The 14,583-nt window shown below is 64.7% G+C and carries 14 protein-coding genes; 4 read left to right on the forward strand and 10 right to left on the reverse strand.

Annotation, left to right across the window (positions count from 1 at the left end; translation table 11 throughout):
• Positions 1-61 precede the first annotated feature (61 nt).
• The 6 genes from xylB to ubiE all read right to left on the reverse strand — a co-directional run bounded on the left by xylB (position 62) and on the right by ubiE (position 6,711).
• A complete protein-coding gene (gene xylB, locus KF838_10090) occupies positions 62-1,630 on the reverse strand; it encodes a xylulokinase (protein QYK47131.1) in 1,569 nt (522 codons plus the stop codon).
• The gene (locus tag KF838_10095) at positions 1,630-3,288 is read right to left on the reverse strand and encodes a hypothetical protein (protein ID QYK47132.1); all 1,659 of its coding nucleotides are present in this window, start codon (positions 3,286-3,288) and stop codon (positions 1,630-1,632) included. The genes xylB and KF838_10095 overlap by 1 nt, the downstream gene beginning before the upstream one ends.
• A gap of 8 nt (positions 3,289-3,296) precedes the next feature.
• Positions 3,297-4,058: a hypothetical protein gene (locus KF838_10100; protein QYK47133.1), complete on the reverse strand. Its 762-nt coding sequence runs from the start codon at positions 4,056-4,058 to the stop codon at positions 3,297-3,299.
• A complete protein-coding gene (locus KF838_10105; protein ID QYK47134.1) occupies positions 4,055-4,642 on the reverse strand; it encodes an RNA polymerase sigma factor in 588 nt (195 codons plus the stop codon). Before KF838_10105 ends, KF838_10100 begins: the two co-directional genes overlap by 4 nt.
• 215 nt (positions 4,643-4,857) lie before the next feature.
• The gene (locus tag KF838_10110) at positions 4,858-5,568 is read right to left on the reverse strand and encodes a cobalamin-dependent protein (protein ID QYK47135.1); all 711 of its coding nucleotides are present in this window, start codon (positions 5,566-5,568) and stop codon (positions 4,858-4,860) included.
• 300 nt (positions 5,569-5,868) lie between these two features.
• Entirely contained in the window at positions 5,869-6,711 is an 843-nt protein-coding gene (ubiE, locus tag KF838_10115) for a bifunctional demethylmenaquinone methyltransferase/2-methoxy-6-polyprenyl-1,4-benzoquinol methylase UbiE (GenBank protein QYK47136.1), read from the reverse strand.
• Between the two features lie 52 nt (positions 6,712-6,763).
• Here ubiE and KF838_10120 point away from each other — a divergent pair, with 52 nt between their 5' ends.
• On the forward strand, positions 6,764-7,837 hold the full coding sequence (locus KF838_10120) for a M48 family metallopeptidase (GenBank protein QYK47137.1): 1,074 nt from the start codon (positions 6,764-6,766) through the stop codon (positions 7,835-7,837).
• Between the two features lie 43 nt (positions 7,838-7,880).
• Here the strand turns inward: KF838_10120 and KF838_10125 are convergent, their stop codons facing one another.
• Positions 7,881-8,984 carry a dipeptidase gene (locus KF838_10125; GenBank protein QYK47138.1) on the reverse strand — a complete coding sequence of 368 codons (1,104 nt, stop codon included), beginning with the start codon at positions 8,982-8,984 and terminating at the stop codon, positions 7,881-7,883.
• Positions 8,985-9,036: 52 nt separating this feature from the next.
• On the opposite strand from KF838_10125, the gene KF838_10130 reads away from it, so the two are divergent.
• Together KF838_10130 and KF838_10135 are read left to right on the forward strand one after the other, a co-directional pair.
• The gene (locus KF838_10130; protein ID QYK47139.1) at positions 9,037-9,438 is read left to right on the forward strand and encodes a zf-TFIIB domain-containing protein; all 402 of its coding nucleotides are present in this window, start codon (positions 9,037-9,039) and stop codon (positions 9,436-9,438) included.
• Between the two features lie 61 nt (positions 9,439-9,499).
• On the forward strand, positions 9,500-9,919 hold the full coding sequence (locus KF838_10135; protein QYK47140.1) for a zf-TFIIB domain-containing protein: 420 nt from the start codon (positions 9,500-9,502) through the stop codon (positions 9,917-9,919).
• Between the two features lie 62 nt (positions 9,920-9,981).
• Here the strand turns inward: KF838_10135 and KF838_10140 are convergent, their stop codons facing one another.
• Entirely contained in the window at positions 9,982-10,644 is a 663-nt protein-coding gene (locus KF838_10140) for a CoA transferase subunit B (GenBank protein ID QYK47141.1), read from the reverse strand.
• Between the two features lie 140 nt (positions 10,645-10,784).
• On the opposite strand from KF838_10140, the gene KF838_10145 reads away from it, so the two are divergent.
• Entirely contained in the window at positions 10,785-12,080 is a 1,296-nt protein-coding gene (locus KF838_10145; GenBank protein ID QYK47142.1) for a PP2C family protein-serine/threonine phosphatase, read from the forward strand.
• A 7-nt stretch (positions 12,081-12,087) separates the two neighbouring features.
• On the opposite strand, the gene cheB is transcribed toward KF838_10145, so the two are convergent.
• Positions 12,088-13,131, reverse strand: a complete 1,044-nt coding sequence (gene cheB / locus KF838_10150) for a chemotaxis-specific protein-glutamate methyltransferase CheB (protein ID QYK47143.1) — start codon at positions 13,129-13,131, stop codon at positions 12,088-12,090.
• Between the two features lie 24 nt (positions 13,132-13,155).
• Positions 13,156-14,562: a DUF342 domain-containing protein gene (locus KF838_10155; protein QYK47144.1), complete on the reverse strand. Its 1,407-nt coding sequence runs from the start codon at positions 14,560-14,562 to the stop codon at positions 13,156-13,158.
• Positions 14,563-14,583: the final 21 nt, after the last annotated feature.

Here is a 14,583-nt window from a genome sequence, read left to right on the forward strand (position 1 = left end):
TCTAAGGCCTCCATCACTGGTACATCCACGAGGTGGATCGCATACTTCATTCGTGCGACGTTCAGGCCTGCGAGTCGCGATCGATGTCACCGAGTGACCTGAACGTTTCCTGCAATCCCGCGTGCAGCCCGGCGAACGCCTCCCGCGCCGGGCTGTATCTTTGCGCTCGAGCAGATTCGGGTTCGATGCGCTCGCTCTCATGCACGCAGACCGACGCGGCCGACGCCACATCGGGCCAGACGCCGATGCCCACCCCGGCGAGCATCGCCGCACCGAATGCGGGGCCTTGCTCGGTGTTGGTCGTTGCGACGGGCACGCCGTAGAGATCGGCCTGTAACTCCCGCCAGAATCGCGAGCGAGCCCCCCCACCGCCGAGCCGGACCGATCGGACCTCAACCCCCGCACCTCTCACGATGTCGAGGATCTGTGCCATGGTCATGGTGATCCCCTCGATCACAGCACGGATCAGGTGTGCGCGTGTGTGGCGAGCCGTCAGCCCGATCCACGCGCCCCGCGCGGCAGGGTCCGGATACGGACATCGCTCGCCCGCGAGGTGGGGCATGAAGAGCAATCCTCTCGAACCCGGCTCGACACTCGACGCCTCTTCAATCAGTCTGTCGAATGGAACACCAGGCGCAATCGTGTCCCGCGCCCACTGGAGCGAACCCGCAGCAGAGAGCATGCAACCGGTGAGAGACCAGTTGCCCCGCTGCGACTTCGTGCCGTCCGCGGCACACATGGTGTGCAGGCGACCTGTCGATGCTGGCGTCTCACCCGCGTCTCGCCGTGGATGATCGGCGTGGGCATAGATCACGCCGCTGGTTCCGAGGGTTGCCAGAACCTGCCCCGTTCCGACGATTCCCGCGCCGAGAGCGCCGGCCTGATTGTCGCCCGAACCAGCGATCACTGGCGTGTCCTGATTGAGGCCGAGCTGCTCCGCCGCCCAGCGGGTGACACCGCCGATGACCTGAGCGGACTCATGGAGCGTGGGGAGCATCTCACGGTCCACACCGAAGAGCCCGAGCACACGATCGCTCCACGCCCGGGCCTCAGGATCGAGCAGGAGTGTGCCGGAAGCATCGCCGACATCCGTCGCGCACACGCCCGTGAGCCGGAAACCGATGTAGTCCTTCGGCAGCATGAACGATGCGATGCGCGATGCCGTCTCGGGCTCGTGCTCCCGCACCCAGAGGAGTTTGGGGAGCGTGAAACCGGTGAGAGCCGCGTTGCCGACCAGATCGACCAGCGCGCGCCGACCACCGACGAGGGATTCGATGCGCTCGCACTGCGACGCCGTGCGCTGATCGTTCCAGAGCAGCGCGGGCCTGATCGCTGCCCCATGCACGCCCCGGGATTCAACGGTCTCGCGACTCAGCAGCACCGATCCGTGCATCTGCCCGCTGAGACCGACGGCGCGGATGTCAGAAGCACGCACCGAAGCCGCGGCGATCGCCTGGGGCAGCGCGAGAAGAAGAGCCCCCCACCACAGCTCCGGATCCTGCTCCGACCAGCCAGGGCGAGGGCGTGAGACGGGATACTCCGACGCACCCTCACCGAGAATCTCGCCCGACTCTGAGGCGATGATCACCTTGAGCGATGAGGTCCCGACATCGATTCCGAGGAGCGGCATCAGCGCGAGTCTATGCGGGCGGGCGTCTGCTCGTGTTGGTCGGCTTCGGAAAGGAACTCGATCGACGCCTGCCCACGCATCAGCCCATCGGGGTGAATCGTCCCACGCCACTCGATCGCCCGCGTGAAACGGAAGGGTGCAAGCAGCGGCGTGAGCGCTCTCATCACAGGAGGGAGCGTGCGATAGAGAGCATCGGGACGGATCACGCCTGCGGTGGCGAGGTGCGAGATGGCCGGAGCGTCCGGCTCAGGGGCGAGGGAGGCCGCGACAGTGCGAAGCACCGAGCCGTCGGCGTTCGGCGTGCGGGCAGCGATCTGTGCCAGCCACCAAGGGGATTCCGGGGCATCAGGGACAAAGCACCACCGCGCGACAGGCGATGCGCCGATCACCGGCGCGAGAATCGAGAGCGCCCGGGGCGAGAGATCGGCCTCACGCACCGATCCGGGGAAGAGCCCTCGGAAGTCTTGCGCCTCGTCGGCGAGCGGCTCGACACGCGAGAGGCGGTTGATCAGCGTCGCCATGCCCGCGTCGAAACGGGCCGGCGCATCCGGTGCGGGCACGAGCGCGGATCCGACGATGATCTCGGCCGCACGATCGCCCGCCCCCGTCGGACGCTCTCGAAAGGAGACCAACGCGTTCCCGTCGAAGAGCGGCGCCACATCGGACATGAATCGATACAGGATCCGGGAGAAGCCCGAGCCGGAATCACGGGAGTTCGAGACCGGCGCAGCGAACGCGAGGATTGCGTGCTCAGAGGCAGCCCGGAACAACGGCTCAGGCACACCGATGCCGGTTGAGGCGTCGCCGAGGAACGCAGGATCACACGCGACGGTCGCGACCCATCCGATAGCGGGCTGAGGCGCGGGGGATGCCGCAAGGGCCAGAAGCGTGCGAGGCGCGTTGTGCTCCTCGCCGGTGCGAGGCCGATACAGGATGAATGCATCGGTGGGCAGGGCCTGACCTCGCGGGTGCTGCGTCTTGCTCGCGAGCGCGGCGCGCCGATCCGCAGAGATGGGCGTGCCCGCCGGCCTCTCGGAGAGAAGCGGCAGGGTCGCGTCAAAGAGCTCAGAGGCATGGGCGGGCGCGATCAGCAGCGCGGCATCCTGCGACTTGTCCCTCGCCCCCTTCGGGGCTCGTGTTGCCATCAGGAAGCGACCGTTCTCAAGCATCAGGACCGGTTGTCCGTTCGCGATACGCCTGGGAACGGGCTTGAGCCGCTCACGGATCAGCCGCTCCGTGCGCGGCTCGACGTGCGTGAGCAACGCCCATGACGCCGGCTGCTGAGACGTCTGCGTCGTGGCAACGAGCATGACCCGCCGGCCGGCGACCGCGCGGATCGCCTCTTCCGGACGCATGCCGAGCGTCGTCGCCAACTCGGTCCATGCGATCGCGGTGTCTGCGAAGAGACCGAGTTCCTGCAGGATCGCGATGGCACCGCGCCCACGAGGGGTCTGCGCGATCTCGGCGACGCCGTCAATCACGATCACAACGTCCGCGGCCTCGGGCGCCATCAACGCCGCGTCCTCGGGCGGCACCGGCGAACAGACGCCCCCCGCCATGACCCGTGGAGCCAGAGCAGAGCAGATCGCAAGCAAACTCACGACAATGCACACGCGACACACCAGGAACTCTCTGGCTCGGAGCGACGTGATCGACATACAACGCATCACGGCAGATCGCGGAGCGTGCTGGATCGAACGCTCGGCAGCTGCACGCGTGCGCGGAACGTCACGGGCGCGAGCATCGCCCGGGGCGGCTCAAAGTCGGATGTGTCGCCGATGTGCACAATCCGCCCGCCCACAAGCAGCAACGCGTGGCGCGGCATGGAGTCGTCCTCGACCCGCGACGCACCGTGTGGCAACGACCAGGTGACGACAGACTGAGACTCCGCATCGAGCGTGCGCGGCCCCCACATCGCTCGTTCCGCAGCAAGATCCGCGAGAACCTCGCGATTGACGATCCGAACGGGGGCCGTGAGCCGCGCAAGCCCATCTGCGTCACGCTGGGCGGCACGGGCGATGTCGCGAACGGGAGTCGGCGGGCCTGCGAGTTCGACCACCTGGGGAGCACGACGCTGCACAACCACCGCGCCGGCAATCACACCGAAGAGCATCGCTGCGACCGCAAGTCGTCCGAAGCGGATCAGGCGACGCTCGGCGGGGGGTACGAAGCCACGGACGGAATCCACACGTTCCAGGATGGACTCGCTAAGATCGGGCGTGCGCACGCCGCGCCGAAGGAGCGTAAGGAACCGATTGGTCTTGGCGACATGCTCACACGCCTTCGGGTCGGCGTCGAGCCGGCGGATGAAGCCCGTGCGATCCTCGCCATCGAGTTCGCGATCAAAGAAGCGATCGACCAGTTCCTCGGGGATCGGCCCCTCCGGTATCTCGGGGTTGAGCGGATTGGATTCGTCGCTGGGAATCACGAAACCCACACCTCCGACACGGTCTGACGCCCTTGCTCTGTTCCCTCAAGAAGCTCACGCATGCGCCGACGCCCTCTGTGGAGGTGGCTCTTCACGGTGCCCTCGGGCATGCGAAGGTGCTGAGCGATGATGGAGATGGGCCAGTCCAACTGATGGAACAGCACGAGCACCTCGCGCTGCTCAGGAGTCAGTTCGAGAAGAGCGACCTGCAGCGCATCCTTCGCGTTGTTGTGGACCTCGTCCTCGATTACAGACGCCTCGGGGCGCTGACGCTCGGCATGGATCGCGCCGACGATCTCGGTGTCGTACGTCGGCTTGTGCTTCATGCAGGCGTTCAGGTACAGACGCCGCGCGATCGTGAACAGCCACGTCGAGAATCGGAAGCGGCTGTCGAAGCGGTCGAGATTGGCCAGCACACGGACGAACGCCTCCTGCACGATGTCCTCGGCAACATCGGGCCGCCCCGACATGCGCAGGAGATAGGCGAACAACGCGGGCTGATGGGCCTTGATGAACACACCGGCAGCATCGCGGTCGCCTGCGGCGGCGAGCTGGATCAGGCGCAGTTCCTCGGATCGTGTCATGCGAGTGTCCTTCCGCGTGAGAGTCTACATGGTCATTCGGAGAATCGTTGCTTGAGGGTTCACGAAGTGACACACCATTGACATTCCGATCAGAGTCCTTACACGCACTCCCCTCAGCCGCTCTCTCCGCACAAGAAACGGAAGAGCCGATGGCGCAAGCACTTGCGCCATCGGCCCGTGAGAGAGTGTGAGACGAGAGTGCAGGTTCCGATCGGTTACGCAGCGTCCCGCAGTTTCTTCTTCTGACCGACCGTGCGCTGTTCGGGAATTGCCCTGCGATCCGCATCATGGATCAAGGAGTCAACCAGATCGAGGGGGTTCGACGCCCAGAGGTCGGCACCGATCTCTTCAGCCAGGCCATCGGCACGATTAAAGACTCCACCACCCACGACGAGCTGCGTCTTCCGAGCGGCCCCGATCTCGTCGAGCGCATCGATGACGGCGCGGATCTCGGGCAGGTCGCTCGGTGCGCTGGCGAACATCAGGAGCACATCGGGCTGGTTGTTGTTGACGTACGACATCACCTCGTCTGTGGGCACGCCGCCCCCCGCGAAGGTGATCTGGAACCCCGCGGCTTCCAGGAGATCAACGGCCATCTGCGCACCGAGGTCGTCGGCATCCGAAGGGCCGCTGAGCGCGAGGACCGTGCGCCCGTTCCCATTGCCAACGAGCCGGAGCTTCTGAGAGGTCTGATCTGTGAGGACCCTGAGAAGGCGGGTCGCGAAGTGGTACGAGAGTTTCGTGAGCTGATCGTTGCGATGCAGACGCTCGATCATCTCATAGGTCGGCCAGAAGAGATCCGTGATCAGCGTCTGGGCGGTCGCTCCGCCCTTGCCGGCCTCCGCGACGATCGCACGCGCCGTGGGTCGATCGCCGCTGATGAGGCACTCGAAGAACCGTTCGATGAGAACTTCCTGATTGTTCATGGCTCGTCTGCTCCGGCGCGCCCGGGACTCCCGCCCGGATGCACCCCAGTGGGTTTGGAGAGGTTCGGCCCGGTCCCCGGACACGGCGTGGCACGCAACACGCACGCTGTCTATCGAGAGCCATGAGCGATTCCAACCAGTCGGCAGACACAAGGACACATGGCATGGCGAAGGTTGCGCGATCCGCAGCGCGTCCGATAAAGAACAAGACCCCGATGTGGTTCTCGGGCGTTCTTGCTTGCCGCTTGGGTACAAAACACCCCTCAGCCAACCTTTGCCAAGGAACTTCTTGCGCTGAACTCACCCTCGCGACGGGTCAGACCCCGGCACATAGCCCCGATAACAAACAGCAACGCCGAATGTCAGAGGTGTGGCACTCACGTCCGAGAACCCGGCGGCACGGATCCCATCGATCATCTCTTCGCGCCGCATGAATGTTCCGACCGACCGCGGCAGGTAGCGGTACGCGCCGGAGCGATCGCGGGAGATAAGCGTCGCGGTTCGAGGCATGATCTGATTGGTGTAGAAGTCGTTCAACGCACGAACCAGGACGTTCCGGGGGCGATCAAACTCAAGCACGATCAGACGCCCACCCGGACGGAGCACCCTCCGGAACTCCGCCAGGGCAACGCCCGGAGACGCGACGTTCCGGATGCCGAACGCGATGGAAAGAACGTCGAAAGAGGCATCGGCAAAGGGCAGGGACATCGCGTCCGCCTCGACGTAGGTCACCTTTGCCGCACCGGAACCGATGCCGACCTGCTTGGTACGGGCGATATCGAGCATCTCGGGCGTGAAGTCCCCTCCCACCACCCGCGAGGCGGCTGTTCGGGCAAAGAGCGCGGTGAGATCGCCTGTGCCGCACGCCATGTCGAGCACATGATCACCCGCCTTGACGCCGGCAAGCCGGACTGCCCTGCGGCGCCAGGCCTGATCGATTCCGAAGGAGTGGAGCCGGTTGTTGAGGTCGTACGAACCGGCAATGGCCGCGAACATGCGCCGAACTCGCTCCGGCTTGTCCGCGCGAGCGTGAGGGTCGATAAGTTCACGATCTCCCCATGCCTCCGTGCCTTGTTGCATCGCGGGGGCGGTCGGGCTGATACTGTTTTGTCCGAGCGCGTCTTCGCCTTTGGTCGCGGGCATGTGTGCAGCATGGTATGTCGACCCGTGCGGATTCCGTTTCCGGAGGGATTCGATGGAACGTCTTGAGAAACGATCGAGTCGGACGCTTCGGGGAGCGATCGCCGGCACTCTCGTCTGGGCGGCCCTCGCCCTCGGCGGATGCTCGGTGAACCCCACCACCGGCCGAAGCCAGTTCAACATGCTCTCGATGCAGGAAGAAATCTCGCTCGGTGAGAGCGCCAAGGCCTCCCTCACGGATGAGTACGGCGGCTCGATCAAGGACCCCCGGCTCAACGCCTACATGTCGGGGATCGGGCGCGCCCTCGCGGCCCAGACCGAGGGCGATTATCCCAACCTGCCCTGGGAGTTCACGCTCCTCGATTCGGATGTCATCAACGCCTTCGCCCTCCCCGGCGGCAAGGTCTTCATGTCGCGCGGGCTCGCGGAGAAGTTCACCACCGAGGCGGAACTCGCGGCGGTGCTCGGGCACGAGGTCGGGCATGTCACGGCTCGCCACTCCGGCCAACGCGTCAGCCAGAGCATGGTCGTCAGCGGGATTGTGATCGGTGCAGGTGTAGCTGCGGGACAATCTGACAGCGATCTCGTGAAGATCGGTGTGCCGCTCTTGGTCGGTGCCGGAGGCGGGGGCTATCTCCTCAAGTTCAACCGGACGCAAGAGCTCGAAGCCGACGCCCTCGGCGTGAGGTACATGGTCAGGTGCGGGTACGACCCGCTCGGCGCACGCATGGTGCAAGAGGTGCTCGCCCGAGAGGGCGGCAAGGCGAGCCAGCCCGAGTTTCTCCTGACCCACCCATATCCGGAGTCGCGTATCGCCGCCATCAACAAGATGCTCGCCGGCGAGTACGCGTACACCCAGAACAATCCCGACTACGGGCTCTTTGCGGATCGATACAGAACCGAGTTCCTTGAACCGATGGCGAAACTGAGGTCTGCTCGGACGCAGCAATCCGAGAGCGAGGCCCGGCTCGCGGCCGCGGCATTGAACCAGCGGATCGCTGCGGTCTCGCGACTCGCGCCGAGGGCACCAGGTGGGCGACTGATGCTGACCCCTGACGCCTTGCATGACAGCGCGTCGTGGTGCGCCCATTGCGCGGGGACGATGCCGGAGCCGGGTGTGGGACCGTGAGACTCGCCGCGTCCTGTCGTATCGCCGCTGGCCGATGCTGCATTCAGGCCGGCGTGATCGCGAACACCCGCGCCCAGTTACCCCACTCGAAGCCCCTCACTTCGGCATCGCTCCAACCCCGACGCCGCAACGCATCGCTGATAAGCGTCATCTCCTCGTGGCTGCTGAGCCCCGCCGGGATCTCGTTGCGAGTAATGCCGCCGTCGAGGTCAGAACCGAGACCCACGCCTCGCCGATGGCCCATGATGGCGCAGACGTGCTCGATGTGATCGGCCGCTTCGTCGATCGAGGGACGATCGTTCGGGTCGTCTCGACGAAGGCCGGAGCGGATGAAAGATCGTACGAGATTAAGGCCCACGACACCGCCGCGGCGTCCGATCTCCTTGATGTGCGCGTCGAGAAGGTGGCGCTGATTCGGAGCGGCACCCTGTATCGTGCCGTGTGCGGGCCACTCGAGCAGAGCCGAGCAGTTGGAATGCGAGGCGATGACGAGCGACTCTGTCAGCTCGAAGAGGTCGTCCATGGCGCGCCACGAAAGGTGCGAGAGATCGTGAACAACACCCTCCGCGTCCATCGCCAGAGCGAGGTCTCGTCCCGCTGGTGCGAGCCCCGGCGCATCGGTCGGTCCGCGCTCGGCGTTCCCGGCCGTGTAACGCGAGCCCCGCCCCCAGGCCATGCCGATGACCGACACACCCCGCTCGACCCACCAGCCCAGCTCGTCGGGTGATCGGATCGGGTCGGCACACTCCATCAGAATCCCGAGCGAGAGCGACGAGACCGTTGCCGGGTCCCGATCTGTGGCGATCGGCAGGTTCATCCTCCGAACACCGCTTCGGGCACGATCCGGCCTCATGTCGGCGAGCGTGAAGACGCCCTCCCTGTGCCAGGCGTGATATCTCTCGAGCTGGGTAACCCCGCGCCGGTGCGCCGCCTCGGCGTCTGCAGCAGGATACCCGACCTCGTCCGTGCCGCCCGACTCAGTGAAGATGGTGCCAAGACACGCTCGCACGCCACCGGAGATCATCGTGGGCCACGACAGGGCGGCGGGCTGGAAGGGGCCGCCTCCTTCGAGTGGCGGTTTGGAAAGGTCCCTCCCGCACTCCGCGAGGCAGGCAAGGTCAAGATGGGCATCGAACCAGATCGCCATACCTTGATGGTACAGGGTGCGGGACGAGGCCGCCGGTTTGTATACTGGGCGCATGGACCAGCACGACGACGACATCAAAGGGCAGATGGTCGAGTGCCCGAAGTGCGCCTCTCGCATGGCTCGGTACACGCACGGCGGCATCAGCGTCGATCGATGCCCCACCTGCGCCGGTCTCTGGCTGGACGCGCTCGAGCTCGAGCGTCTGCTGGATGCACCGGCAGAGGCGAGCGAGTTCGACAGGGACTCCAGCGCGAGACAGCACAGAGCCGATACACGCCAGAGCATCTCGTGTCCGCGTGACAAGAGCCCGATGGTCGCGATGAGCGACGTGCGCCAGCCCCACGTTTCGTACGAGAAGTGCACGGTCTGTGGAGGCGTCTTCCTTGACGCGGGAGAGCTGCGTGATCTGGCGGAGTTCACGCTCGTTGAGCGGATTCGATCGATGCTCGGATGAATCGAGCAAGGCAACCGACGCCGGGTGAGAGAAGCCCGGAGCAGGAATAAGAGGTGTGCGCGTGGCTTCACATCATGGGGGAACCGACGATCCCAAACTGAACTGTCCCCACGACGGGCAGGTCATGGAGAAGATCTGCCTGCAGGGCAACCTGTACGTCGATCGCTGCGCCGCGTGCGGCAGCATGTGGTTCGACGCCCATGAGATGGAGCGGGTCGTCAAGATCGAGGGCGCGGTCGACGTCGTGGATCGAAAGGTCGACACACCTGGACGCCAGACGTGGGTGACCGGCGAACTCTGCTGCCCGAGGGACAAATCGCCGCTGATCCATGTGGTGGATCCTCAGCAGCAGCACGTCGAGATGCACACCTGCGGGAAATGCAGCGGGATCCTGCTCGACAGAGGCGAGTTGCAGGACCTGGCCGATTTCACGATCAAAGAGCGGGTGATCCACATCTTCCGGAAGATCGCGAAGAAGTAGTTCCTCCGCCAAGCAAACAATTCCTCGCTCGTTCATTCCTGCCGGAACGCAAGGAAACTGGATCAGCACGAAACCGTCGGCACAGAGTCCGGGATGATGATCTCGGCCTCTGTCTTCGCGCGCACGTCCTGAGGGGTTACGCCCGGAGCAACCTCTTTCAGCACAAACCGCCGTCTCGCATGGTCCATCTCCAGCACGCAGAGATCGGTGATGACCATGTCGATGCAGGCCTGCCCCGTGAGAGGCAGCGAGCACTTACGGACAAGCTTCGCTGCTCCGTCCTTGGCGTTGTGCTCCATCGTCACGACAACCCGCTTGACGCCCGCAACGAGATCCATCGCGCCGCCCATGCCCTTGACCATCTTGCCGGGAATCATCCAGTTGGCGATATCGCCCTCCTCGGAGACCTGCATCGCTCCGAGGATGCACATATCGATGTGGCCGCCGCGGATCATCGCGAAGGAATCCGAAGACGAGAAGTACGATGCCCCGAGCCGCGCCGTGATGGTCTGCTTTCCGGCGTTGATGAGGTCCGGATCGACATCCGCCTCGGTGGGAAAGGGGCCGATGCCGAGCAATCCGTTCTCAGACTGAAGCCAGACATCCATGCCCGGAGGAATGTGGTTGGCGACCAGCGTGGGCATGCCGATTCCGAGGTTAACGACATAGCCGTCCTTCAACTCTCGGGCGGCACGGATCGTGATCTGGTCTCTGCTCAGGGGCATGATCGGGGCTCCAATGCGAGCGAAGGGCACTCTCTCGTCGTTTACGTAGCGCACGGAAGAATAGTCGCGAGCGTTGCCCGGCGCGGACAGGCAAGCGACGCGATACGCTCCTGAGCCCCGCACCGAGGAGGAGGCCAGCTATGACCGCGTCACGCAGACACTGGACCGAGGAACTGGAGATCGTCGATCGGCTCATGCGGAGCGTCTCAGACATCACCGACCCTGAAGAGATGGTCAGCGTCTACTGGGACGGAGTCCACGATCTCTTCCCCATCGAGGACTTTCTTGCGATCTCTCGCCGGGGCGTCGAGCCCCCGGGATATCTCGTCACACGCTCCTCGCGCTTCGAAGAGCACCTGAACCCGTGGAAGCAACGCCACCGGCTCCCGCGCCTCGAAGGCGGGCTGCTGGGCGAGATCGCCTACGCGAATCGGCCGATCGTCATCGATGATCTTCCCGACCGACTCAGGCCCGACGATCCCGCACACTTCTTCCTCGAAGGATTCCAGTCTCTGATCGCGCTCCCCAACTACGAGAACGAGCAATCGTTGAACGTCGGCATGATGCTCTTCAAGCCGGGCGTCGAGTACGACCGAGCCATGGTTCCCATGATGCACTGGCAGTCGTCCCTCTTCGGGCGAGGCACGCAGAATCTCGTGCTCCGAAACCAACTGACCGACGCGCTCGCGGCTCTCGATCGTGAGCTGCAGACCGTCGCCCAGATTCAACGCTCGCTGCTCCCCGTTGAACTTCCGAGCATTCCGGGATTCGAGATCGCGACGTCTTACGAAACGAGTGCCCGCGCGGGCGGTGATTACTACGACTTCTTCCCTCTCGGCGAGCGCGGATGGGGTGTCTTCATCGCGGATGTCTCCGGCCACGGAACACCCGCAGCGGTGCTGATGGCGGTCACGCACGCGATCGCCCACACCAGGCCGGGCTCCGCCCAGCCCCCTTGCGAGGTCCTCGCTCACATTAACCACCATCTGGCCAGGTCATACACGACATCGGGCACGTTCGTGACCGCGTTCTACGCCGCGATCGACCCGCAGACCCGCCGCGTGTCTTACTCGAACGCGGGCCACAACCCGCCCCGGCTCGTCCGTGGCGACCGAGTGCTCGCCCTCGACGAGAACGCCTCAATCCCGCTCGGCATCATGCACGATGCGACATTCCAGGATGGAGCCGTGACACTCGAAAGGGGAGACGTGCTCGTCATGTACACCGACGGAATCACGGAGTCCATGGCTCCGACGGATGCCGCGGGTTCTCGCTCGCTGTTCGGCGAGGGCCGTCTCGATCGTCTGCTGATCGAGTCCCGCCACAGAACCGCAACAGAGATCGCCGAGAGCATCGTGAACACGACACGCGCGTTCTCACGGGGCGAGCCGGCAACCGACGACAGGACACTCATCGTCATGCGAGTGATCGATTGAAACCGACTCAGGCCGCGGCACGCGTCTGATCAGCATGGAGCGTCTTGAGCATCTGTGCAATCGCCACCGGATGATGGGCATTGGCGATGCCCGCGCTCACTACCGACTTCGGCATGCCGTAAACGACGCAGGTTTCCTCGTTCTGCGCGAGCACGAGCCCGCCGGCTGCGTGCAACGCGCGGCACCCTTCGAGCCCGTCGGCACCGATACCGCTCAGAATGATCGCAGCGGCCCGCGACCGATAGATCGCAGAAACCGAGGCCACGAGCGCGTCCGCGCTCGGACGATAGAGCGCGTCGGCCGGCTCCTCGGTGGCATATGCCTCCGCACGGCGTGACGGCAACTGACGGACCTGCATGTGGCTGCCGCCCTTGGCGATGTAGATCGTGCCGGGCGCGATGATTGCCGATCGATCGACGTGGAGAACAGGCAGAGAGCACACCTCGCCAAGCCGCTGGGCCATGGAGGCCGTGAACATGGCGGGCATGTGCTGCGCGACCACAACGCTCGGACGGAATCCCGCGGGAATCGACTTGAGGATGGACTCGAGCACGGCAGGTCCTCCCGTGCTCGAACCGATGCAGATGATCTCTGTTGAGCGCGAGAGCCGCTTGGCCGTCTGATCCGGGGCAACACTCTGACCAGCAGAGGCACTCTTGGTTGGGCCCGGTCGGTACCTGGACCCCGCGAGCGCTCGCACCTTCGCGAGCAGCAGCCCGGGCGCAGAGAGATCGTCCTTCGGCATGACATCCGCCGCGCCGAGCGAGAGCGCACGGATCGCAGCATCCGAGCCGGAGGACGTCAGCGAAGAGATCATCAGCACCCGTGTGGGCTTGCTCTTCATGATCCGTTCGAGCGCACCGAGACCGTCGAGACTCGGCATCTCAACGTCAAGGGTCACGACATCAGGGGCATGCCGCTCATTGAGCTCAACGGCATCAAGACCGTTGCGACCTGTGGCGACCACCTCGATGTCCTTCTCTGACGAGAGGGCCCGTGAGATCGCCATACGCATAAAGGCAGAGTCATCAACAACAAGAACACGGATCACGTGGTGGGTCTCCAGCAGTCATGCTCAGGCCGCGCGTGCGGCACGAAGAAAGGACTCAAGCAGACAGGACGTCTCACCGCTCTTGATGATCGGCAGGCCCGCCTGATCGATGGTGAGCGTGACCGGGCCGCGGATGCCCCGGGTCAGTTCGTACTTCTTGCCGTCGAGAACAATCACGCAGCGCGGGTAGATCATGCGGCTCACGCTGACATCGACCGTCCGCTGCACACTGAGCTTCTCTTCGAGCTGGCTCACGACAGACTGTGCCTTCATCGCCTCGGCCCGCGCCTCCGCGATCTCGAACATCAACTCCGTCAGCCGCTCCTTCTGCTGAGGAGTGAGCCCCTTGCCGAACGTGGTCAGGGAGGCATGCTCATCAACGAGTTTCCGTGCGCTCGCGTTCGCGCCGGCAAACGCCGCTCTCGCCTGCTCCAGCTCGGCCTGCCCGAGCGGCACAGATCCGAGCACGATAGCGGTACGACGCTCTGCCTCGTTCCCGAGGTCTTTGAGGCGTACCACGCCGGTCACGGTGGTCACGCCACCCACGAGCGATGCACTCGGAGCGAGCAGCGAGCCGCCGATGGTCAGCGTGCAGTTGATGATCTCTCGATCCACCGAGACATCACCCGCGATCGCGCCGCTCACACCGTCGAGGTACTTGGCGTTCAATGAACCGCCGACCATCAACCGCTGCGACTCCCGCGCGACGATGCCTGATTGAGCGTGGAGCGAACCCGCACACTCGATGCTGCACGAGTCGACCATCGGGACGATCTCAAGATCGCCGGTCACACGGAACTGCAGACCCGCATGTGGCTGCACAACGACGCGCACGCCACCATCAAAGTCGATAAGACGCGCAGCGGGATCGATCCTTTCAGCGATCTCGAGGTACGGTCGCACGGAGACCGCGCCGTCGTCATTCCGCAGAATGCCATCGCATACCGCGCGGATCACGCCGTCGGAGCCGGCCTGCACACCGTCGAGCAGGCGCAGGCACAGCGGCTTGCCCCCGCGTGCGGCCACACGTCCACCCAGCACATCACGCCCGTCCTCACCTTGGGTCTCCTGGTGTATCCTCGCCAGAACATCCCCCGCAGAGACCCGGATGAGCCCCTTGGTGCGCAGATGGAGCGTATCGTGGTTGTCCTGCGCTTCATCTCTGGCAAGCCACTCGACTCGTGCGTCCTCGCCGTTGATCGGAGGCGTCCCAATGGCAAGAACGAACTCACCACCCTTCGCCAGCACGGTGGGATCGAGACCGTCGATCCGGGCGTGGACATCACGCGTCAACTCGACCTTTGCGTCCGAGATGATGGCGAGCAACGCGGGCTTGCTCAGGGCCTCGGGGTCGCACGACGCGGGCACGCTGAGATCGGCGCGCATGCGTGCATCCGCTATCACGATGCGTGGCTCGTTCTCACGTCCCATGCTGTGCTCCTTCGGCGCGGG

The sequence above is a fragment of the Phycisphaeraceae bacterium genome (genome assembly GCA_019454185.1).
Classification (GTDB): domain Bacteria; phylum Planctomycetota; class Phycisphaerae; order Phycisphaerales; family UBA1924; genus JAHBWV01.